Source organism: Streptomyces sp. NPDC001339, assembly GCF_042895955.1.
Lineage (GTDB): Bacteria > Actinomycetota > Actinomycetes > Streptomycetales > Streptomycetaceae > Streptomyces.
Genome location: NZ_JBIAWT010000001.1, coordinates 731,713 through 752,953 on the forward strand (window position 1 = coordinate 731,713; position 21,241 = coordinate 752,953).

A 21,241-nucleotide genomic window follows, 5' to 3' on the forward strand; every position below is an offset into this window, starting at 1 on the left:
CTCACCTGCGCGGTTGCCCCGGGCCCGGGCTTCCTTGACGCCGCTCATGCGTAGGGCCCCCTGCTCATTTTCGCGGCCGCCGGATAAGGTCGTACCTACCCTCATCACTCACGGCCGTCGCCGTACAGAAAGGTGCGCTCGATGACCGAGCATCATCTCCCGTCCCCTCTCGAGGTCAGCCCCGAAGCGCCGGACCGGAATCTCGCGCTGGAACTCGTCCGGGTCACCGAGGCCGGTGCCATGGCATCGGGCCGCTGGGTCGGCCGGGGTGACAAGAACGGCGCGGACGGCGCGGCGGTCAAGGCCATGCGCGCCCTGATCCACACCGTCTCGATGAACGGCGTCGTGGTCATCGGAGAGGGCGAGAAGGACAACGCTCCGATGCTCTACAACGGCGAACGGGTCGGCGACGGCACCGGCGCCGAATGCGATGTGGCCGTGGACCCGGTGGACGGCACCACCCTGACCGCCAAGGGCATGGCCAACGCCGTGTCCGTGATGGCGGTCGCCGAACGCGGCTCCATGTTCGACCCCTCCGCGGTCTTCTACATGGACAAGCTCGCCACCGGCCCGGAAGCGGCGGACTTCGTCGACATCACGGCACCGGTGGCTGTGAACATCAAGCGGATCGCCAAGGCGAAGAAGTGCGCGGTCGAGGACGTCACCGTGGTCATCCTGGACCGGCCGCGCCACGACGGCCTGGTCAAGGAGGTCCGGGAGGCCGGTGCGCGGATCAAGTTCATCTCCGACGGCGACGTCGCCGGCGCGATCATGGCGGCCCGCGAGGGTACCGGCGTCGACCTGCTGCTGGGCATCGGCGGTACGCCCGAGGGGATCATCGCGGCCTGTGCGCTGAAGTGCATGGGCGGCACGTTCCAGGGCAAGCTGTGGCCCAAGGACGATGACGAGCGGCAGCGCGCGCTGGACGCCGGCCACGACCTCGACAAGGTCCTCCAGATCGACGACCTGGTCAGCGGCGACAACGTCTTCTTCGTCGCCACCGGCATCACCGACGGCGAGCTGCTGCGCGGCGTCCGCTACCGCGCCGAGAGCGCCTACACCCAGTCCCTGGTGATGCGCTCCAAGTCCGGCACCATCCGCACGATCGACTCCGAGCACCGGCTGTCCAAGCTGCGCGCGTACAGCTCGGTGGACTTCGAGCGCCCGAGCTAGCACCCCGACAGGCACCTACGAGTCCCCCAACAGGACTACTGGTTCCCCTAGTTCACCGACAGGCGGCAGGCGGCAGGCGGCAGGCGACTGGCAACTGACAACTGGCGGCAGTCAGCAGGCGACAGTCAGCACTTCGCCCCCGCCGGAGTCTCCAGACTCTCCGGCGGGGGCGAAGTGGCCCACCCTCAGCCGCTCGCAGGTCAGGGGTGGCCCATGGACGTGGTCAACCTGCCGCGGGCACCCGGCCGGCACGCTGGAGCTCGGCCTCCCGGCGCCGCCGACGGGTCAGCACCACCCGGCGCTCGGCCGCGGTCAGGCCACCCCAGACGCCGTACGGTTCCGGCTGGAGCAGGGCGTGCTCCCGGCACTCGACCATCACGGGACAGCGGGCACAGACCCGCTTCGCGGCTTCCTCCCTGGCCAGCCGCGCGGCGGTCGGCTCCTTGGACGGGGCGAAGAACAGCCCGGCTTCATCCCGGCGGCACACCGCCTCGGAATGCCAGGGGCCGGACTCGTCGCGCGCAGGCACTCGCGGGGACGGAACGACAGCGGCATCCTGCAGGGGCTGATGCGGTAGCAGCACGGTCTACTCCTGACGACGGCTTCGGCGAGAGAATTCACCCTTGACCGTCTCGCTGCGCACGGCTTTTTTTCGCACCCCGCAGCCGCACGAGAGACGATGCACCAGCCCTACCCGCTGTACGCACGCTTATGCACACCGTGTCGATCGTGCGGAAACGAGACATCGCGACAAGGCGAAAATCGCGTTCTCGCCGCCGGACCCTAAACCGCCCGTCCCCTCGTCCGCCCGGTCCCTTACACGAGGAATGCCGGACCTGCCGACCCTTACCTGGCGAACGCCGGCCTCTTCTGCGAGGCGGCTATATGCGGCGGCGCAGGTCGCGTACGAGATCGCGGATCACGGCGCCGCGCTTCGGCTTCGCCTCGACGCTGCCCAGGATGGCGTAGCCGTTGATGTGCACCTGCGGGGCGTCGCCGTCCACCGCCTCATGCGTCTCGATCTCGAAACTGCCCAGGACTCCGGAGCCGCTGCTGCGCAGCGTGACGTTCTCCGGGACCCGGATCTCGACGCTGCCGAAGATCGCCGTGACGTTGATCTGGACCTGCTGCTGCGGGAAGACCGCCTCGGTCAGGTCGATCTCGACGGAGCCGAAGATCGCCACGGCGTTGATCCGCGCCGGGACCCGCCAGCGGCCCTTGCGGGTGGAGGCGCTGAAGATCGCGACGAGGTTCTGGTCGGGCAGCGGGCCGCCGGGCTCGTACGCATGGGCCTCAGGTGCCGGGCGCCCGCCACCGCCGGCGGCAGGAAGATCCCGTGTGACGAGCTCCAACTCCCCCATGGTCTTGGCGCGGTAGACGACATCGATCCGCTCGGCGTGCTCCTCCGGGTCCAGCCGGCCCTCGGCCAGCGCCTCCCGGAGGATCTCGGCGATCCGGTCGCGGTCCGCGTCGGACGCCCGTATCTCACCCTCGGCCACCGTCTTGGTCAGCTTCACCGCGGGCGAGCCAGGCCTCTGCTCCGGCTTCCGCAGCATTCCGGGCGGGGTCTCGGGGCCCGGACGTCCCCCGTTCTCAGCATCCACGCCCTCAGCCTACCGAAACGCGATAGATCGCGACTAGTGGTCCGCCTGATGATTCCCGAAGGTCCGTAGTGAGCCTTACCTCACCACCGCGGCCCCGCCCCGGGGTTCTACGCTGTGGAAGCGCTGCCGTAGACGCCAGCTCACACCTCCGAGTAAGGATTCATCGCCCCATGTCGGTCTCTTCCCGCCCGGCCCACCCGGCATTCAGCTACACCGACCTGCTCCCCACCGGCGAGGACCACACCCCCTACCGTCTCGTCACCTCGGAGGGCGTGAGCACCTTCGAGGCCAACGGCCGTACGTTCCTCAAGGTGGAGCCGGAGGCACTGCGCAAGCTGGCCGCCGAGGCGATGCACGATATTTCGCACTATCTGCGCCCGGCCCACCTCGCCCAGCTCCGCAAGATCCTCGACGACCCCGAGGCGTCCGCCAACGACCGCTTCGTCGCGCTCGACCTCCTCAAGAACGCGAACATCGCCGCGGCCGGCGTCCTCCCCATGTGCCAGGACACCGGCACCGCCATCGTCATGGGCAAGCGCGGCCAGCAGGTCCTCACCGGAGGCCGCGACGAGGAGGCGCTCTCCCGCGGCATCTACGACGCGTACACCCAGCTGAATCTCCGCTACTCCCAGATGGCCCCGCTGACCATGTGGGAGGAGAAGAACACCGGCTCCAACCTCCCCGCCCAGATCGAGCTGTACGCGACCGACGGCGGCGCCTACAAGTTCCTCTTCATGGCCAAGGGCGGCGGCAGCGCCAACAAGTCCTTCCTCTTCCAGGAGACCAAGGCGGTCCTCAACGAGGCCTCCATGATGAAGTTCCTGGAGCAGAAGATCCGCTCCCTCGGTACGGCCGCCTGTCCGCCGTACCACCTCGCCATCGTCGTCGGCGGTACGTCGGCCGAGTACGCCCTCAAGACCGCCAAGTACGCCTCCGCGCACTACCTCGACGAGCTGCCCGCCGAGGGCTCCCCGGCCGGCCACGGCTTCCGCGACAAGGAGCTGGAGGAGAAGGTCTTCGAGCTGACGCAGAAGATCGGCATCGGCGCCCAGTTCGGCGGCAAGTACTTCTGCCACGACGTCCGCGTCGTCCGCCTCCCCCGTCACGGCGCGTCCTGCCCGGTCGCGATCGCCGTGTCCTGCTCCGCGGACCGCCAGGCCGTCGCGAAGATCACCGCCGAGGGCGTCTTCCTGGAGCAGCTGGAGACCGACCCGGCGAAGTACCTCCCCGACACCACGGACGAGGAGCTCACCGAGGGCGCGGGCGCGGACCTCGACGCGGTCCGGATCGACCTCAACCGCCCCATGGACGAGGTCCTCGCCGAGCTGACCAAGCACCCCGTCAAGACCCGCCTCTCGCTCACCGGCACGCTGGTCGTCGCCCGCGACATCGCCCACGCCAAGATCAAGGAACGCCTGGACGCGGGCGAGGAGATGCCGCAGTACCTCAAGGACCACCCGGTCTACTACGCCGGCCCGGCCAAGACCCCCGAGGGCTACGCCTCCGGTTCCTTCGGCCCGACGACCGCGGGACGTATGGACGCCTACGTCGAGCAGTTCCAGGCCGCCGGCGGCTCCAAGGTCATGCTCGCCAAGGGCAACCGCTCCCAGCAGGTCACCGACGCCTGCGCCGCCCACGGCGGCTTCTACCTCGGCTCCATCGGCGGCCCGGCCGCCCGCCTGGCCCAGGACTGCATCAAGAAGGTCGAGGTCCTCGAATACGAGGAGCTGGGCATGGAAGCCGTCTGGCGGATCGAGGTCGAGGACTTCCCCGCCTTCATCGTCGTCGACGACAAGGGCAACGACTTCTTCCAGGACCCGTCCCCGACGACGCCCACTTTCACGAGCATCCCCGTGCGCCAGTCCAGCTGACGCCACTTCAACTGCCCTACGGCACACGGCCATCAGTCGCGTTCAAGCGAGTGATGGCCGTGTGCCGTATGCACATAGGCCAGGTTTGCGTGAGGCATGTAAGCCGCCGTCAAAGAGGCGTCAACGCGATGACACCTGCATTGGTCACCGTGTTAGGTTCAATAACCTTGATCATTCACGCTTGATCATTCACGCTCGTTCGGGGAACGGTAAGGGCAGGAAGGTGACAGGTGTCCGGTTCAGGGGGGTTCAAGGCCGATGTCGAGGAACTCAATTCACTGTCGACGCGCCTGGAACGCTGCACGGAGTCGATGAAGCACGCCAGCGGAGATCTGCGCAGCGCAACGTTCAGCGAACTCGGAAGCAGCGATATCGACAGGGCCGGCGCGAAGTTCAAGAATTCCTGGGAGTACGGCATTTCGCAGATCTCCGAGGTCACCGAATCCGTTCAACAGGGGCTGCAGGCCACCGCGCGCGCCTACCACGAAACCGACAGCGCTGTTCAGCAGGCATTCGCGAAGGGGCACCGCCAGGGAGACGGGCCGGGGCACGGGGGCGGCGGGCAGGCCAGCCCGTTCGGGTGACAGGTACCTGACAGGTACGGCGGCAGTTCGCACAAGACCACGGGGGTACACGTGTTATCGCTCGGTGAGCGCATATGGGGATACGGCGGCGGGGATCCGTATGAGGACAATGGCCAGTTCTCCGGACTGCAGTTCAACCCGGCACCAGGAGTGCTCCAGGCGATAGGTGATCTCGTAGAAGATCTGAATCGCGCACACAAGAACATCACCGACGCCGCGGACACCCTGCGCGGCATCAACGACGGCACCAGCTGGACGGGCAAAGCCGCAGAAGGCTTCCGCGAGAAGACTCGCCCCCTGCCGAAGATGCTGGACACCGCCGGCAAAAGCTTCGACCAGGCCCGGAAGGCCCTGGACAGCTGGCAGTCGGATCTGGGCACCATGCAGCGTAAGGCGAGTTCGTACGAGAGCGAGGCCAAAACGGCCCGGAAACGGGCCGAGCGGGCCGAGAGCAATCCGGACCTCACGCTCTTCCGCGATGGCGGCATCGGAATGACGGATGCGCAGCAAGCGGTGGCCGCACAGCGCTGCGAAAGCGCCGTCACCGAGCTCAACGCGGCGCACGACCAGCTCTCCGGCATCATCAAAGACGCCAAGAACCTCCGGTCTCAGCACGAAGCACTGTCCGCGAAGACGGCCTCGGCGCTGTCGGCCGCCGCCGAACAGGCCCCAGACGAACCGGGATTCTTCACCGATCTGCTGCAGGGATTCCGGGACCTGGCCCGCGCCATCGCCGACTTCGAACGCGGCATCGGCCAGTGGGTCAAGGAGCACGCCAATGCGATTGCGGCCATTGGTGATGTGTTCGCGGCCATCAGCACGGTCACCGGGATGATCGGGCTCCTCTTCCCGCCGGCGGAAGGAGTTATGGGCACGGTATCCGGGGTCACTTCCCTGGCCGCCTGGGGCCTGCACGCGACAGCTCAGGCTGCGGGCGGTGAGGGCGTCGTCAGTGATCGCACGCTCACTGAGGACAAATTGGGGGCGGTCTCCTTCGGCCTGGGCAGGATCGCCACGGGGCTGGAGAAGGTATCGAAAGCAGTTGTCGTGGGCGATAAAATCAACGATCTCAGCAAGGCTTCGGGCTGGGCCAGCATCGGCATGACCGGCTGGGACTGGCTGAAAGACCAGACGGCCCTGGGATACTTCATCCCGGACAACAAAGAGGAAGCCGCGGTAGTCGGCAGCTCCATGCTGCTCGGCGGCCCCATGGGTCCTGTCGTTCACCTGGGCATGGCCTTCAAACACGCCTGGGAAAAGGGCAGCGAGAAGGATGCCGCAGCGGCACAGCAGGCAGCCGGCTGAGGGCCCGGGATGGTATACCTCCTCATCCTCCTCGCCACCGTGGCCGGCGTCATAGGCGTCATCGTCCTTGCCTTCTCGGATTTCGTCGGTACACAGGACCAGCGCGCCCGCCGGCAACAGGACATCATCCGTTCCTTCGACGGCCGCCCGGAAGTCAGGGCACGGGTGCACGGAACCGGATGGTCCGCGGAACAGATCGCATGGCTGGGCCATCAGTACGGATACTCCGTAGGGCACTGGGAGACCCGTCATGCGTCGCCCCGCTACCTCGTGATGCGGAGAACGACCCCGGCCCCGGCCCCGACCCCGGCCCCCGCACCGCCCCACACGGTCTCCTCGGAACAGATACGACACGAGCTGCGCAAGGCCCCCGATCCGGCTGCCCGGCGCAGCCTGATGATGGCTCTCCCGGTCTTCGGCATCCTGTCCGTCGTCGAAGTCATCAGGAATTACTCTGCCGGTCACTCATACGTGGTTCCGGCCATCGCCGCACCTCTCTTCTTCACCGCTGCGGCAGCCTTGACGTGGCACACACGAAGGGCCGATCAGCGCCGCCGGCAAACTCCTCCCCCGCCACCAGCCCAGCAGAAGTGGTGAATTCCATGAGCGCCGTACGTGTCGCTTTCGAGGTCCCGACCATCTTTCAGAGGATCACCCCTGGCCTGGATCCTGAGCAGGCACGGACCGAGGTGATGGCCCGTGCCCAGGCTCAGGGTGTGGAGATACCCGACGAGCGGATCGACGAGATCGCGACCGAATACCAGAAGGTCTCCACCCTGCTCGCGGCGGCGGGCGTCCTCTACTCCGGCTCCTGCTTCGGCCAGTTCGACAACGACGGAATCATGGGGTCCCTGACCATCGGTCTCCAGCCGCTGTCCTACCGGGACCCCGAGATCGCCGTCGCCGGCATGACCAAGATCTTCACAGCCGAGCACGGACAGAACGCCGAGGTCAGCGCCATCACCCTGCCGTCCGGCCAAGCCACCCTGGTCATCCGGCAGTCACCCGACCTGCGTATGCCGGGTGAACACACGGAATCCGGTGAGGACCTCCCGATCGATGTCGCACAGCTGCAGGCGTTCATTCCCGTCCCTCAAAGTGCGGTGCCCGGCGCCCAGACGCTGGTCACGGTGACATTCAGTACCCCCAGCACGGACCACTGGGCGGACTACTGCGAACTGCTGGTGCCGCTCCTTCAGAGCCTGCGCTTCCTGCCGAACGCCGACGCGGACCCCGCACCAGCCCCCGACGTGCCGCCCGTCGGGAGGCCCACGGCAGTGTTCGGCTGAGCATCGGGTCCAGTCCTTGGTGTCTTCCTCCTGCTCCTCCTCACTGCCGCCCGCGATGTACCGGGCAGGCGCACGGGGGCCATGCCTGGGAGAGCCCGTAGATATTGACCGGGTCGCCGGCCATCACGTGGACCGGCGCCCGTTCCTCCCGTACGACGCCATCGGGGCTCGCGGTGTAGACGCGCATGGTCATCAGCGACTGCCGGGACGGGGGCCTGGGGCATTGTTCGCGGTCTTCGCTCACCAGACCACCTCGACGGGCTGCGGCTGTTGCTCGTACGCGAGGTAGTACGGGCGCACGAGGCGTGTCCTGTCACCGTCGATGGGCAACTCGGCGAGGCGCGGCGGGTTCCAGGGCCAGACGAGGACCGTACGAACGGTCACGGGGCAGATGTGTGGGGCAGGGGTGGCGCGGTGACGTCCCGTGGCGCGCGGAATCAGTAAATCCCGAAATTCCCGCATCCGATCAAGGCAACGGGCAATAAGCTGGCCCATGTTGACGCTCCTCTTGGGTCTAGGCGTTGGCCATGCCCTGGGGCCGTGGTAGCGGTCGCCGGGGCAATCACCTTCTGTGCCCTCATCGTTGCTCTGTGCTGGCTACGATCGATAGAGGGTTGGTGTCCCGGGAGTCGTCCGGGACAAGGAGGGATGGGCCGATGACATTCCAGCCGCACGAACTCTCACCGGGCCGCTCGGCGCGCGATCTGTTCGGCGCCAGGCTGCGGCACCACCGCGAGAAGGCCGGCATGTCACTGAGGCGCCTCGCAGAGGTGCTGGACTACTACAGCAAGTCCCAACTCGCGCGCTATGAAAAGGCGGAGTCGCTGCCGTACGACGACCTGCCGCAGAAGCTGGATGCCTGCTTCGGTACGGAGGGGCTGTTCGTGAGCCTGTACGAGCTTGCGAGGAAGGAGCCGTTCCCCGGCAAGTACCGCCGGGTGATGGAGATCGAGAGCCAGTCAGTCATCATCGAGCAGTACGTGTGCGCCACCGTCCCCGGCCTGCTCCAGACCCCTGAGCTCGCTGAACAGTCGCTGCGCTACGGGCGTCCGTACGCCCCGGACGCAGAGATCGAGGCGATGGTGAAGGCGCGCATAGACAGGCAGGCACGGCTGAGAGCCCCGAAACCGCCGCGTTACTGGTGCATCCTCGACGAGGCGGTGCTACGCCGACCGGTCGGAGGGCCGGAGGTGATGTGCCGACAGATGCTGTCCCTGATCGAACGTGGGACAGCGCCACACGTAACCCTCCAAGTCCTGCCGTTCTCGGCTGGCGGGCACGCGGAGGCGGGCGGTTCGCTGACGCTCTACACGGTGCCCGATCAGCCGCTGGTGGCTTACTCGGAAGGGAGCCAGTCCGGGACGATCCTCGAGGACCAAGTCGTCGTCGCGAAGCGCCGGGAGAATTACGATCTGCTCAGGGCCCACGCCCTCTCGCCTCCCGACTCCGAGGCGATGATTCGAGCAGCAATGGAGGACTGGACGCCATGCGAACCACCCCGGACCTAACTGCTGCTGTCTGGCGGAAGAGCAGCTACAGCAACAACGACGGCGGCGAGTGCGTCGAGGTCGCCGACAACCTCCCCGGCCTCGTCCCCGTGCGGGACAGCAAAGACCCCCACGGCCCTGGCCTCCTCATACCGGGGAGAGCCTGGGCCGCGTTCGTGGCGGGCGTGAAAGCGGAGGGATTCGCCGCCTAGGTCTGCGCTACGGCTTGGGCAGCGTAGTGGCAGCCGTCCTGATGTCCTGGACCGTGGTGCCGAAGGTGCTCATTCCGCTGACGATCTCATTGAGGGATGCGGTGAAGAGGCGCCCGCGCTCCGCGTCGGTCCGGTGCGGGGCGCCCTTGGGCGGGACGGTCGCCTCCTGACAATGCCGGGCCCCGTCGTGCACATGGTTCAGCGCGGCGGACCAGTTCTTCTGAAGGTTCGGGTCCGGGACGGGGAAGTAGTCCCGGGCCTCCTCGATCCGCCGGCCCAGGGCGCCGCAGAGGCGGTGGAACGCCTTCTCGTCCAGCGTGACCTTCCCGTCCGCGTTGCGCTTCCCCGAGGCGGCCTTGAGGAGTTCGGATTGCAGGGCCATCGAGGCGGCGTTGATCTGCGTTGCATGCCGGGTCCCGCCGTCGTTCAGCCAGGACGCCGTCTGCCAGGCACGGGTCTGCGGTGCCCGCTCCGGCGGGGCCGGCCCGCGTTGTTTCCTGGCCGCATCGGCCGTATCGGCCGCGTCGTGCCACAGGCGGGAGTCGTCGGGGACGGATGCCTGAGTGAAGGTCACGGCGGCCAGTGCCACCGCCGGTACGGCGAACGCGAGGAGCGTGCCCGCCTTCAGGAACACGGAGGGCGGGCGGCGGACGGCCACGCGGAAGGCCGGTTCCGTGGCGGTGTCCACGGTCGTCGGGCGGCCTCGGAGCCGGCGCACCGCCCACGCCAGCCCCGCACCCACCAACGCCGCGCAGGCCGATCCAAGGACGGCGTTGACAAGCGTGAGGGAGGTGACCTGACCGTCGATGATCAGGCCCTTGGCGGGACGCCACCGGCACACGTCGAAGGCGGTGTTCAGCGGCCCCAGGCAGCCGTCGGCGGAGAAGAGCAGGAACACCTCGGCGTAGGCGAGCAGTTGGACCACTTGCGCGGCGAGCAGCGCCCGCAGCAGCCAGTGCCGGCGTGCACGGGCGGCCACCACGGCGGCTGTCAGCAGACAGGCCGCCAGGACCGTCACGGTCACCCACCACACATGGATGACGACGAAGGGGCCGGCCTGCCCCTTCAGCGTCGCCGGCCGCGACTGGTTCATCAGGAGTTGGGCCAGGACCAGGCCGGCCGCGCACACCAGGGCCCCGGCGAGGCCGGCGCCGAGCGTCCGGCGCAGCCGCAGCCCTGTGCCTGTCGGGATCGCGCTCGTCGGGACCGTGGCGGTCGGGGCTGTTGCCGTCCGGACCGTGGCCGTCGGGACCGTGGCCGTCGGGACCGTGCGCTGGAGCAGGGCAAGTACCAGCGGTAGCAGCCACATCAGCAGCGCGGCGGCCCCGACCAGGATCTGGCCGCCCAACGGGGTGAGGAGGGCGAGGCCGGTGGCGAAGGCCGAGAGGTCCGGGCCGTAGCCGTGCCAGTCGCCCGGGATCGTCCGGGTGTAGTACGCGGCGAGTTCCGCGCCCCTGTCGACGGCGCCGAGCGAGAGCGCCTGGCCCCCTGTGTGCCACCACCGCAGCCCGGCCCACAGCACCGTCGCGGTCACCAGTGCGCAGCACACCGCGGCCGCCCAGCGCTGCCCCCGTCGGGGCAGGGCGAGTGCCAGTCGCAGGGACTGGGACCACCACACCGCGGGCACGGCGGCGATGAGCAGGAATGCGAGCAGGTACTGGGGCCGCGGCAGCATCCAGTCGAGCCGGTACTCGCCGCTGGACACGAACTCGCCCAGCAGCAGGCCGAAGCCGAGCCAGAGGCCCGCCACCGCGCCGGACCGTCCGTCTTCACCCGACTGCCCTTCTTCGCCGGACCGTCCGTCTCCGCCCGACCGCGCGTCTCCGCCCGACCGCGCGTCTCCGCCCGACCGCCCGTCCTCACCGGACCGCGCGTCCTCGCCGGCTGTGCCCGAGGCCCGTACGAGCGGCAGTCCCAGGGCGAGGCAGAGCACCGGGGCCACTGCGCCGACCGTGAGCCAGAAGGAGCCCGGGCCGTCGGAGAGGACCGGAAGCGTCGCCAGGGCCTGGTGCAGGAGCGCTGCCGAGATGCCGGTGAGGAACATCGCCAGGGGGCTGACCCGGTCGAGGCGGCCGGCGTCGGCGAGTGCGCGCCGGCGCTCCTCCCACCGCGGGTGGGTCCCGAGCAGCGCGGTCAGCCGACGCAGCCACGATGCCACGGGACCGGCGGGGTCGGGGCGCTGCCAACTGGCGGCGTCCGCGCCCCAGGCGACCGCCCGGCGGTCGGCGAACAGTTCGCGCCGCCGAAGCAGGTCGGCCCGGGCGAGGTGCACCAGCCCGGCCAGCAGCAGTCCGACCAGCACGGGGGCCAGCAGCATGGCCGCGGCACTGGGCCACCAGGGTGACTTGGTGCCGGTCAGCGCCAGGACGAGGATCCAGCCGGTCACGGCGAAGGTCGGGATCAGGGCGAGCAGGACGTAGACCCGCCACAGGGCCGTACTGGCGTAGGCGTAGTCCACGTCGCGGTGGTGCACATGGGCGAGTTCGTGCAGGACGACGGCGCGGAAGCCCTCGGGGTCGGTGCGGAGCCGCGGGAGCAGACCGGAGTGCAGGGCGACGGTGTAGCTGCCGGAGCGGCCGTGGACGGCGGCGCCGGAGGTCGTCCGCGCCGGGTCGACGCGGAAGCGCAACCGCGCCCTGATGCCGGTGCGGGCGCACAGTGCGGCGAGCTCGGCCCGCAGTGTGCCGTCGGTGTCGACGGTTTCGAGCGGCACCATCCGGCGCCACCGCTCGCGGGCCGCCGGCAGCCACCAGTACAGGCCGGCCGCGAGGGCGAGCAGCACCAGGGTGGCGAGGGCGCCCCGGTACGGGACGAGCGTGTGGTCGCCGAGGCACTTCTGCAGGGCGCCCGGCCGGCTCAGGGCCGTCAGGGCGTTCTCCAGATCGCCACGGCCGGGGTCGAAACCGGCGGCGTACATGCACCCCGACGGGCCGTGCAGGACCTCCCGGCCGTCGCGCAGGCCGAGAAGCACCGTGGCGTCCTGGAGCAGCGTGTCGAGCGTGGGGATGCTCGACGCCACGACGAGGACCATCAGCAGCGCGAAGCGGGGACCGGTCCCGGTCGCGCTCCGGAGTGCGGCAAGGGCCTTCACGAGGCGGTGCCGGGGGTTGCGGGGCGGTCCTCGCCGGCCGCGGCCGCCGTCGCGATCCGCGCCACGACGCTGTCGGCCAGCGCCTCGGCCTCCCGGCGGTCCACGCCCCGCTCGGTGGCCTGTTCCACGATCTGCGTTCTGACCAGTGCCAATTCGCCGGCGTCCAGCGCGATCAGTGTGCGGTTCGCCGTGCCCGGCGCCCGGCGCAGCAGCCTGCGCACGCCGGCCCGGCCGCGCGTCAACAGGCCCTCCGTGGCCCGGTCGACCGTACGCCGGGCCGCCTGGTCGAGGACGAGCCAGACGACCGGAGTGATCAGCGCGGACACCTCGGCATAGCCGAACCCGAGCGGCTCCCGCTTCCGTCCGCCCCCGGCAAGGGTGCGGACGACTCGGTCGTCGTCCCAGACCCGCAGGCTGTCGACCAACGGCAACTCGTGTGCCGCGTGCTCCGCCACCACCTCGCGCACCAGATCGCGCACATACAGCACCTGCAACCCCCGTACGTAGCAGTCGAGTTCAGTCCCGTTCAGACCATTGCAGCACCATAGGGGAACGGAGGGTACCCGCGGGGGGACACAGCGACGGACGGACCCGTACATGGCGTAGCCGGCCTGACCCAGCCCAGTCCAGCCGGGAGACCAATCGGCTGAAGTGGTGTGACGCGATGTCTGTCGCCGGGAACAGATCCGGGAACAGATCGGCGTTCGCAGGCACTGTCATAGACATGAGTGAACACAGCGAACACAGCGAACACAGCGGACGCAGCGAACACACCGGACATGGCGACAACGCCAGCACCGGCTTCCGCATCGAGCACGACTCCATGGGTGAGGTGCGCGTCCCCGCGCATGCGAAGTGGCGGGCGCAGACGCAGCGGGCGGTGGAGAACTTCCCGGTCTCCGGGCAGCGGTTGGAGCGGGCGCATATCGAGGCGCTGGCGCGTATCAAGGGGGCGGCCGCCAAGGTCAACGCCGAGCTGGGGGTGCTCGACGGCGATATCGCCCAAGCCGTACAGGAGGCGGCTGCCGAGGTGGCGGAGGGGCGGTGGGACGAGCACTTCCCTGTTGATGTTTTCCAGACGGGGTCGGGGACGTCGTCGAACATGAACACCAATGAGGTCATCGCGACGCTGGCCGGTGAGCGGCTGGGGCGGGCGGTGCATCCCAACGATCACGTCAATGCGAGTCAGTCGTCGAATGATGTGTTTCCGTCGTCGATCCATATTGCGGCGACTTCGGCCGTTCTCCGCGACCTGATTCCCGCACTGGAGCATGTGGCGGAGGCTTTTGAGAGGAAGGCCGAGGAGTTCCGAGGTGTCGTGAAGTCGGGGCGGACGCATTTGATGGATGCGACGCCGGTGACGTTGGGGCAGGAGTTCGGGGGATTCGCCGCGCAGGTGCGGTACGGCGTGGAGCGGCTGCGGAGTTCGTTGCCGCGGCTGGCGGAGTTGCCGTTGGGCGGTACGGCGGTGGGGACGGGGATCAATACGCCGCCGGGGTTCTCGGCCGCGGTGATCACCGAGGTGGCACGGGCGACCGGGCTGCCGCTGACGGAGGCGCGGAACCACTTCGAGGCGCAGGGGGCGCGGGACGGGATCGTCGAGACCAGCGGGCAGCTGCGGACGATCGCGGTGGGGCTGACGAAGATTGCCAACGACCTGCGGTGGATGGCTTCCGGGCCGCGGACGGGCCTGGCCGAGATCAACCTGCCCGATCTGCAGCCGGGGTCGTCGATCATGCCGGGGAAGGTCAACCCGGTGATTCCGGAGGCGGTGCTGATGGTGGCGGCGCAGGTCACCGGGAATGACGCGACGGTCGCGGCGGCGGGGGCGTCCGGCAATTTCGAGCTGAATGTGATGCTGCCGGTCATCGCGCGGAATGTGCTGGAGTCCATTCGGCTGCTCGGGAATGTGGCGCGGCTGCTGGCGGACCGTACCGTCGACGGGATCACGGCGAATGCGGAACGGGCCCGGGAGTACGCGGAGTCGTCGCCGTCGGTGGTGACGCCGCTGAACAAGTACCTCGGGTATGAGGAGGCGGCGAAGGTGGCGAAGAGGTCGCTTGCCGAGCGGAAGACGATTCGTCAGGTCGTCATCGAGGGCGGGTATGTGGAGCGCGGGCTGTTGACCGAGGGGCAGTTGGACGAGGCGTTGGATGTGTTGCGGATGACGCGACCGTAAGCCTGTACGAGTGCGGTCCGTGTCACGGCGCGTGTCATGGCGCGCCACTAAAATCTGCGCATGACAGCGGACATGATGGGCGCGGCGGAAGGCACCACAGGGGAAACGGGGGATGCCGATAGGGGGGAAGCCGATACCGCCATGGGGGAAGCCGATACCGCGGAAGGCGGTGCGGTCGGCGGGCCCGGGGTGGCCGGGCCCGCCGGGGTGGCCCGGCCCGCGGCGGAGGGGCGCTGGGCCGTCGGGGAGCAGATTCTGTGGCGGTATCGGGACAACGCCGACCGGCGTCAGTTCCACATCTGCCGGCCGATGACCGTGGTGCGGGACACCGAGGAGCTGCTCGCGGTGTGGATGGCGCCCGGCACCCCGTGTATCCGGCCGGTGCTCGCCGACGGTACGCCCGTGCACCGCGAGCCGCTGTCCACCCGCTACACCAAGCCCCGCCGGACCACCCTCGACCGGTGGTTCGGCGCGGGTGTGCTGAAGCTGGCGCGGCCCGGCGATCCCTGGTCGGTGTGGTTGTTCTGGGAGCGCGGGTGGCAGTTCAAGAACTGGTACGTCAATCTGGAGGAGCCGCGCCGCCGTTGGGCCGGCGGGATCGACTCCGAGGACCACTTTCTCGACATCTGTGTCTATCCGGACCGGCGCTGGGAGTGGCGGGACGAGGACGAGTTCGCGCAGGCACAGCGGGACGGGCTGATCTCGCCGGCCCAGGCCGCCGAGGTCAGGTCCGCCGGCCGGGCCGCGATCGCACAGATCACGGCCTGGCGGAGCCCGTTCGCGGACGGCTGGGAGAACTGGCGGCCGGATCCGGCCTGGGGGATCCCGCGGCTGCCGGAGGGCTGGGACCGCGCGCCGGATCGTTTGCTGTCGTGAGGGAGTGAAGGGAAACGGGGGGAGTGAAGGGGGCGAACCATGGAAAGGTGCGCCTATGGGTGACGCTGTTTCCCGCCGTGAGAAGCGGGGCCGAGCCCCCTTGCTGCGCCATGGGCCGTCAAACGTAGGATCGTCCTCCGCGGGACTGCACAGGCGCAACTCCAGAACGGAAAAACGAGCTTGGCCGCGGCCGGCGGTCGCAGGAGGGGCGAGGTCGTGAGGGCGACTAGCTACGACGCATACGAGGGCCTGAGCCGGTTAGCGCTGGACCGGGCCGGGCAGGCCGAGGCGTTCGACGCGATCGGCGACCGGTACGACGAGGCCTTTCCGCACAAGGAGGGGCAGATCGCCTCGGGCGCCTGGCTGGCCGGTGCGCTGCCCGCCGGTTCGCGGATACTCGACGTCGGGTGCGGTACGGGTCTGCCGACGGCGCGTCAACTGTCGGAGGCCGGGCACCGCGTCGTGGGGATCGATCTCTCCCCTTCGATGGTGAAGCTGGCCCACGACAACGCTCCGAAGGCCGAGTTCCACCGGCTGGATCTCGCCGATCTGCGCGGCGGCCGGCTCGGCGGCCCCGGCTCTTTCGACGGAATAGCCGCATTTTTCTCCCTGCTGATGCTGCCCCGTGCCGAAATCCCTTACGCACTGGCCCTGCTGCATGATCTGCTACGTCCTGAGGGGCTGCTGGCCCTGTCGATGGTCGAGGCGGATGTGGACGACTTCACGATTCCGTTCCTGGGCAACTCGATCCGGGTATCGGGTTACCTGCGGGACGACCTGCGCCGGGTCGTGTGCGACGCGGGATTCGACGTCGTCGGGGAGGACACGTACGCATATGCCCCGGCGAGTACGGACGTACCACCCGAGATCCAGCTCTTTCTGCACCTGCGACGCGCCTGAGACGCAGCGCGTTGGGCGCGCCCCGTACGGGCGACGCGCCCGGAACGCGGCGTGTCGGGCGCGCAGCCCCGGACGGATGGAATCCCACGCGTGACGGAGCACCCCACCTCCCACGAATCGCGGCGGTCCGCATCGACCGCCGCGCCCTCGGCGTCCCCCGCGCGGGGACCGGGCGGGACGGCGCCGCTCGGCGCGGTCCCCGACCCGCGCAGCGCCCTGCGGCAGCCGGCCGCGACCGGGTTCGCCCCGTCGCCCGGCAGCGGTTTCGCGGTGCGCGGCGGTGACGACCTCGGCCTGGCGGGTGCCGCCGTCGCGGCCTCGGCGGGTCCACCGGGGGGCGGGGCCGGGCAGCACGCGGACCACGTGGGCCACACAGGGCATACAGACCACGCCGGTCATGCGGGTCACGCCAGCCACGGAGGCCACACCGACCACACCGGCCATGCGGGCCACACCAGTGGCGAGCCTCCCGCGGACCACGGTGCGGCTCGGGACGGTGCCGTCCGCCCGTATGAACCGTATGGGGAGGCCTGCGGAAGCCCGTACGGCAGCGACTCGCACAGCACGTACGGCGGCGACTCGCACAGCGCGTACGGCAGTGACTCGCACAGCGCGTACGGCGGTGACTCACACGGGGAGGTGGCCATGCCGGCGAGCGGGTGGCCGGGCGGCGCGCCGGAGGCGGGGCGGGAGTCGGCCCGGTCCGGGCGGCGCATGGCGCAGGGTGCGGTGAACCGCGTCGAGGAGCCCGAGCCGGGCGGGGAGCCGCACCGCGGGCAGCGTCCGCACGCGGCCGACGGCGGCGTCGGCCGGGCGCGGGAAGGGGACGGCCGGCGGGCGCGGGAAGAGCGGGACGAGGATGCCCGGCGGTCGCGGGACGAGGACGCTCAGCGGGACGGCCGGCGGTCGCGGCCGCATGGCGGCGAGCCGGGATCGGGCCCGGGGGTGCCGGGGCAGGCGGCGGGCGAGGGTGGCGGCGGCCGGGCGCGGGAGGGCGACGGCCGGCGGTCGCGGAACGAGGACCCCGGGCGGGCGCGTGGCGGGGGCGCGGGAGCTCAGGTGCCGGCGCCCGCCGGTCCGCCGGAGGGCCCGCCGTCCGCTCCGCTGCCGCCGTCTCCCCCGGCGCGCTCGGCGCATCCGGGCGAGAGCCCCGAGGTGGCGGCGGCCCGGCAGGCGGGCGGGGACCGGCTGCGGTTCATCGGCGCGGCGACCCGGCGGATCGCCCGGGGTATCGACCTGGACGAGATCGTGCTGGGCCTGTGCCGGGCCACGGTGCCGACCTTCGCCGACGCGATCCTCGTATATCTGCGGGATCCGCTGCCGGTGGGCGACGAGCGGCCGACCGGGCCGGTGGTGCTGCGGCTGCGGCGTACCGACCGGATCCCGGAGGAGCCGGACACCAACGGCGTGCGGCTGCCCGTACTGCCCGCCCAGCCGGACCTCGGGCCGGCGATGGGCGGCAGCGCGGCGGAGCTGGCCGAGGTGCGGCCGGGCGGTCCGCTGGCGGAGGTGCTGCGGGGCGTGCGGCCGCTGTTCGGTGAGGCGCAGGCGGCACGTACCGCGCTGCCGGAGCTGCTGGGTCCGGATCCGCGGCTGCCCGGCGGGCACCGGGTGATCCTGGCGCCGCTGCGGGGTCGCCGACGGGTGATCGGTGCCGCGGTCTTCCTGCGCCGGCCGGACCGTCCCGCCTTCGAGCCGGACGATCTGCTGGTGGCCGCACAGCTGGCGACGCACACCGCGCTGGGCGTGGACAAGGCGGTGCTGTACGGGCGCGAGGCGTATATCGCCGACGCGCTCCAGCGCACCATGCTGCCGGACTCGCTGCCGCAGCCGACCGGAGTGCGGCTGGCCAGCCGGTATCTGCCGGCCGCCGAGACGGCCCGGGTGGGCGGTGACTGGTACGACGCGATCCCGCTGCCGGGCAGCCGGGTGGCGCTGGTGGTCGGTGACGTCATGGGCCACTCGATGACCTCGGCGGCGATCATGGGCCAGCTGCGGACCACCGCGCAGACCCTGGCGGGGCTCGACCTGCCGCCGCAGGAGGTGCTGCACCACCTCGACGAGCAGGCCCAGCGGCTCGGCACGGACCGCATGGCGACCTGCATGTACGCGGTCTACGACCCGGTGGCGCACCGGATCACCATCGCCAACGCGGGGCATCCGCCGCCGGTGATGCTGCACCGCGGCGGGCGCGCCGAGGTGCTGCGGGTGCCGTCGGGTGCGCCGATCGGGGTCGGCGGGGTGGACTTCGAGGCGGTGGAGCTGGACGCCCCGGAGGGCGCCACGCTGGTGCTCTACACCGACGGTCTGGTCGAGTCGCGGATCCGGGACGTGTGGACCGGTATCGAGCAGCTGCGGGAGCGGCTGGCGGAGACGGCCCGGCTGACCGGGCCCAATCCGCCGCCGCTGGAGCCGCTCTGCGACGAGGTGCTGGACATGCTGGGGCCCGGCGACCGCGATGACGACATCGCGCTGCTGGCGGCCCGGTTCGACGGGATCGCGCCGAGCGATGTCGCGTACTGGTATCTGGACCCGAAGGCGGAGACGGCCCGGCAGGCGCGCCGGCTGGCCCGGCGGGCGCTGGCCCGCTGGGGTCTGGAGGAGCTGAGCGACCAGCTGGAGCTGCTGGTCAGCGAGGTGGTGACGAATGCGGTGCGGTATGCGGAGCGGCCGATCACGCTGCGGTTGCTGCGAACGGACGTACTGCGCTGCGAGGTCGGGGACGACGTACCGCAGCTGCCGAGGCTGCGGCAGGCGCGGCCGTCGGACGAGGGCGGGCGGGGCCTCTACCTCGTCAACCGGATGGCCCGGCGCTGGGGCGCGACCCGTCTGAGCATGGGGAAGGTCGTCTGGTTCGAGCTGAGCATGCCGTCGGGGGCGCCGCGCCGCTGATGGCGTGGTCAGCGGACGGGGTTCCGGCCCGCCGCCGCCCATCGCCCGCCCCTCCTGTCCCACTCATTGGACCCCATCTGAGACCAGATGGGGTCCAACTCTTGCCGACATGCCGTCGGAGGCGTTGACTGCTTGGGTGAACAAAAGGGACTTATTATCCCATCGCTTCACTCCATCGCTCCAGCACCCCGTGATCAACCACCTCGCGATCAACCGCCCCACCTCACTCCATCCCGTCCACGCCTGTCGAAATGGGAGGAACTCCTCCGATGACCAGCACCGCCCGCGATGTGCCGCGTACGACGAACAACGCCGGGGTCCCGGTGGACAGCGACGAACACTCGCTCACCGTCGGCCGCGACGGCCCGATCCTCCTGCACGACCACTACCTGATCGAGAAGATGGCCCAGTTCAACCGCGAGCGGGTCCCCGAGCGGGTGGTGCACGCGAAGGGAGCGGGCGCGTACGGCACCTTCGAGGTCACCAACGACGTCAGCCAGTTCACCAAGGCGATCGTCTTCCAGCCCGGCAAGAAGACCGACATGCTGGCCCGCTTCTCCACCGTGGCCGGTGAGCAGGGCAGCCCCGACACCTGGCGCGACCCGCGCGGCTTCGCGCTCAAGTTCTACACGGAGGTCGGCAACTACGACCTCGTCGGCAACAACACCCCGATCTTCTTCGTCCGCGACACGATCAAGTTCCAGGACTTCATCCGCTCCCAGAAGCGGCGGCCGGACAACGGCCTGCGCGACAACGACATGCAGTGGGACTTCTGGACGCTGTCCCCGGAGTCCGCGCACATGGTCACGTGGCTGATGGGCGACCGCGGTATCCCCAAGACGTACCGCCACATGAACGGCTACGGCTCCCACACCTACATGTGGATCAACGGGAGCGGTGAGCGCTTCTGGATCAAGTACCACTTCAAGACCGACCAGGGGATCGACTTCCTCACCCAGGAGGAGGCCGACCGGCTCGCCGGCACCGACCCCGACGTCCACCGGCGCGACCTGTACGAGGCGATCGAGGGCGGCAACCACCCGTCCTGGACGCTGTACGTCCAGGTCATGCCTTTCGAGGACGCGGCGGACTACCGTTTCAACCCGTTCGACCTGACCAAGGTGTGGCCGCACGGCGACTACCCGCTGATCGAGGTCGGCCGGATGACCCTCAACCACAACCCCGACGACTACTTCATCCACATCGAGCAGGCCGCGTTCGAGCCCGCGAACCTGATTCCGGGCGTCAGCGTCTCGCCCGACAAGATGCTGCTGGGCCGGATCTTCTCCTACCCGGACACCCACCGGTACCGCATCGGCCCGAACTACGCCCAGCTGCCGCCGAACCGGCCGCGGGTGCCGGTGCACTCGTACGCCAAGGACGGCGCGATGCGCTTCGACCCCGCCCGGACGGCCGCACCGTACGCCCCGAACTCCAAGGGCGGGCCGGCCGCCGGGCCCGACCAGTTCGACCCGGCCGCCGGCTGGGAGACCGCGGGCGAGATGGTCCGTAACGCCTACACGCTGCGCCGGGACGACGACGACTGGGGCCAGCCGGGCACCATGGTCCGCGACGTCCTCGACGACGCCGCCCGCGACCGCCTGGTCGGCAACGTCTCCGGCCACCTGCTCAACGGCGTCAGCGAGCCGGTGCTGGAACGCGCACTCCAGTACTGGCGCAATATCGACAAGGGGGTCGGCGACCGGATCGCCAAGAAGGTGAACGGGGGCTGACAACCCGACAGGCGCGCGAAGGCGCCCGGAGCGGATCTGCTCCGG

At 69.9% G+C, this 21,241-nt stretch carries 19 protein-coding genes; 13 read left to right on the plus strand and 6 right to left on the minus strand.

Going from position 1 to position 21,241, the window contains the following annotated elements; all coding sequences use genetic code 11:
• The first annotated feature begins 141 nt into the window (after nucleotides 1–141).
• Complete coding sequence (glpX, locus tag ACFY12_RS03110; protein ID WP_390713945.1) at nucleotides 142–1,173, plus strand: class II fructose-bisphosphatase; 1,032 nt, start codon at nucleotides 142–144, stop codon at nucleotides 1,171–1,173.
• Nucleotides 1,174–1,396: 223 nt separating this feature from the next.
• Here the strand turns inward: glpX and ACFY12_RS03115 are convergent, their stop codons facing one another.
• Together ACFY12_RS03115 and ACFY12_RS03120 are read right to left on the minus strand one after the other, a co-directional pair.
• On the minus strand, nucleotides 1,397–1,756 hold the full coding sequence (locus ACFY12_RS03115; RefSeq protein WP_390713946.1) for a WhiB family transcriptional regulator: 360 nt from the start codon (nucleotides 1,754–1,756) through the stop codon (nucleotides 1,397–1,399).
• Nucleotides 1,757–2,054: 298 nt separating this feature from the next.
• Nucleotides 2,055–2,729 (minus strand): DUF1707 domain-containing protein, encoded by a 675-nt coding sequence (locus ACFY12_RS03120; protein WP_390714357.1) that lies wholly within the window; start codon nucleotides 2,727–2,729, stop codon nucleotides 2,055–2,057.
• Between the two features lie 218 nt (nucleotides 2,730–2,947).
• Between ACFY12_RS03120 and ACFY12_RS03125 the strand changes: the two genes are divergently transcribed.
• The 5 genes from ACFY12_RS03125 to ACFY12_RS03145 all read left to right on the plus strand — a co-directional run bounded on the left by ACFY12_RS03125 (nucleotide 2,948) and on the right by ACFY12_RS03145 (nucleotide 7,826).
• Nucleotides 2,948–4,648, plus strand: a complete 1,701-nt coding sequence (locus tag ACFY12_RS03125; protein WP_390713947.1) for a fumarate hydratase — start codon at nucleotides 2,948–2,950, stop codon at nucleotides 4,646–4,648.
• Nucleotides 4,649–4,878: 230 nt separating this feature from the next.
• Nucleotides 4,879–5,232 (plus strand): hypothetical protein, encoded by a 354-nt coding sequence (locus ACFY12_RS03130; protein ID WP_390713948.1) that lies wholly within the window; start codon nucleotides 4,879–4,881, stop codon nucleotides 5,230–5,232.
• A 51-nt stretch (nucleotides 5,233–5,283) separates the two neighbouring features.
• Nucleotides 5,284–6,537, plus strand: coding sequence for a putative T7SS-secreted protein (locus ACFY12_RS03135; protein ID WP_390713949.1), 1,254 nt, complete (start codon nucleotides 5,284–5,286; stop codon nucleotides 6,535–6,537).
• A gap of 9 nt (nucleotides 6,538–6,546) precedes the next feature.
• Nucleotides 6,547–7,134: a hypothetical protein gene (locus ACFY12_RS03140; RefSeq protein ID WP_390713950.1), complete on the plus strand. Its 588-nt coding sequence runs from the start codon at nucleotides 6,547–6,549 to the stop codon at nucleotides 7,132–7,134.
• A 5-nt stretch (nucleotides 7,135–7,139) separates the two neighbouring features.
• Nucleotides 7,140–7,826 (plus strand): hypothetical protein, encoded by a 687-nt coding sequence (locus ACFY12_RS03145; protein WP_390713951.1) that lies wholly within the window; start codon nucleotides 7,140–7,142, stop codon nucleotides 7,824–7,826.
• A gap of 40 nt (nucleotides 7,827–7,866) precedes the next feature.
• Here the strand turns inward: ACFY12_RS03145 and ACFY12_RS03150 are convergent, their stop codons facing one another.
• Both ACFY12_RS03150 and ACFY12_RS03155 read right to left on the minus strand, forming a co-directional pair.
• Entirely contained in the window at nucleotides 7,867–8,070 is a 204-nt protein-coding gene (locus ACFY12_RS03150) for a hypothetical protein (RefSeq protein WP_390713952.1), read from the minus strand.
• Complete coding sequence (locus tag ACFY12_RS03155) at nucleotides 8,067–8,210, minus strand: hypothetical protein (RefSeq protein WP_390713953.1); 144 nt, start codon at nucleotides 8,208–8,210, stop codon at nucleotides 8,067–8,069. The genes ACFY12_RS03150 and ACFY12_RS03155 overlap by 4 nt, the downstream gene beginning before the upstream one ends.
• 272 nt (nucleotides 8,211–8,482) lie before the next feature.
• Here ACFY12_RS03155 and ACFY12_RS03160 point away from each other — a divergent pair, with 272 nt between their 5' ends.
• A complete protein-coding gene (locus ACFY12_RS03160) occupies nucleotides 8,483–9,334 on the plus strand; it encodes a Scr1 family TA system antitoxin-like transcriptional regulator (RefSeq protein WP_390713954.1) in 852 nt (283 codons plus the stop codon).
• A complete protein-coding gene (locus tag ACFY12_RS03165) occupies nucleotides 9,313–9,525 on the plus strand; it encodes a DUF397 domain-containing protein (RefSeq protein WP_390713955.1) in 213 nt (70 codons plus the stop codon). Before ACFY12_RS03160 ends, ACFY12_RS03165 begins: the two co-directional genes overlap by 22 nt.
• Nucleotides 9,526–9,532: 7 nt before the next feature.
• Here ACFY12_RS03165 and ACFY12_RS03170 read toward each other — a convergent pair whose 3' ends face one another.
• Together ACFY12_RS03170 and ACFY12_RS03175 are read right to left on the minus strand one after the other, a co-directional pair.
• A complete protein-coding gene (locus tag ACFY12_RS03170) occupies nucleotides 9,533–12,544 on the minus strand; it encodes a M48 family metalloprotease (protein ID WP_390713956.1) in 3,012 nt (1,003 codons plus the stop codon).
• A 68-nt stretch (nucleotides 12,545–12,612) separates the two neighbouring features.
• Entirely contained in the window at nucleotides 12,613–13,095 is a 483-nt protein-coding gene (locus ACFY12_RS03175) for a hypothetical protein (RefSeq protein WP_390713957.1), read from the minus strand.
• Between the two features lie 344 nt (nucleotides 13,096–13,439).
• Here ACFY12_RS03175 and ACFY12_RS03180 point away from each other — a divergent pair, with 344 nt between their 5' ends.
• The 5 genes from ACFY12_RS03180 to ACFY12_RS03200 all read left to right on the plus strand — a co-directional run bounded on the left by ACFY12_RS03180 (nucleotide 13,440) and on the right by ACFY12_RS03200 (nucleotide 21,196).
• A complete protein-coding gene (locus ACFY12_RS03180; protein ID WP_390714358.1) occupies nucleotides 13,440–14,795 on the plus strand; it encodes a class II fumarate hydratase in 1,356 nt (451 codons plus the stop codon).
• Between the two features lie 141 nt (nucleotides 14,796–14,936).
• Entirely contained in the window at nucleotides 14,937–15,671 is a 735-nt protein-coding gene (locus tag ACFY12_RS03185; RefSeq protein ID WP_390714359.1) for a DUF402 domain-containing protein, read from the plus strand.
• Between the two features lie 216 nt (nucleotides 15,672–15,887).
• On the plus strand, nucleotides 15,888–16,571 hold the full coding sequence (locus ACFY12_RS03190) for a class I SAM-dependent DNA methyltransferase (protein WP_390713958.1): 684 nt from the start codon (nucleotides 15,888–15,890) through the stop codon (nucleotides 16,569–16,571).
• Nucleotides 16,572–16,661: 90 nt separating this feature from the next.
• Nucleotides 16,662–19,463: a SpoIIE family protein phosphatase gene (locus ACFY12_RS03195; RefSeq protein WP_390713959.1), complete on the plus strand. Its 2,802-nt coding sequence runs from the start codon at nucleotides 16,662–16,664 to the stop codon at nucleotides 19,461–19,463.
• A 269-nt stretch (nucleotides 19,464–19,732) separates the two neighbouring features.
• On the plus strand, nucleotides 19,733–21,196 hold the full coding sequence (locus tag ACFY12_RS03200; RefSeq protein ID WP_390713960.1) for a catalase: 1,464 nt from the start codon (nucleotides 19,733–19,735) through the stop codon (nucleotides 21,194–21,196).
• The last annotated feature ends 45 nt before the right edge of the window (nucleotides 21,197–21,241 follow it).

What these genes read in the sequence shown, in the direction of transcription:
- glpX (WP_390713945.1), top strand. Translation starts at nt 142, where the DNA reads ATGACCGAGCATCATCTCCCGTCCCCTCTCGAGGTCAGCCCCGAAGCG.
- ACFY12_RS03120 (WP_390714357.1), bottom strand. Translation starts at nt 2,729, where the DNA reads ATGCTGCGGAAGCCGGAGCAGAGGCCTGGCTCGCCCGCGGTGAAGCTG.
- ACFY12_RS03125 (WP_390713947.1), top strand. Translation starts at nt 2,948, where the DNA reads ATGTCGGTCTCTTCCCGCCCGGCCCACCCGGCATTCAGCTACACCGAC.
- ACFY12_RS03140 (WP_390713950.1), top strand. Translation starts at nt 6,547, where the DNA reads ATGGTATACCTCCTCATCCTCCTCGCCACCGTGGCCGGCGTCATAGGC.
- ACFY12_RS03145 (WP_390713951.1), top strand. Translation starts at nt 7,140, where the DNA reads ATGAGCGCCGTACGTGTCGCTTTCGAGGTCCCGACCATCTTTCAGAGG.
- ACFY12_RS03160 (WP_390713954.1), top strand. Translation starts at nt 8,483, where the DNA reads ATGACATTCCAGCCGCACGAACTCTCACCGGGCCGCTCGGCGCGCGAT.
- ACFY12_RS03165 (WP_390713955.1), top strand. Translation starts at nt 9,313, where the DNA reads ATGCGAACCACCCCGGACCTAACTGCTGCTGTCTGGCGGAAGAGCAGC.
- ACFY12_RS03180 (WP_390714358.1), top strand. Translation starts at nt 13,440, where the DNA reads ATGGGTGAGGTGCGCGTCCCCGCGCATGCGAAGTGGCGGGCGCAGACG.
- ACFY12_RS03185 (WP_390714359.1), top strand. Translation starts at nt 14,937, where the DNA reads ATGGGGGAAGCCGATACCGCGGAAGGCGGTGCGGTCGGCGGGCCCGGG.
- ACFY12_RS03200 (WP_390713960.1), top strand. Translation starts at nt 19,733, where the DNA reads ATGACCAGCACCGCCCGCGATGTGCCGCGTACGACGAACAACGCCGGG.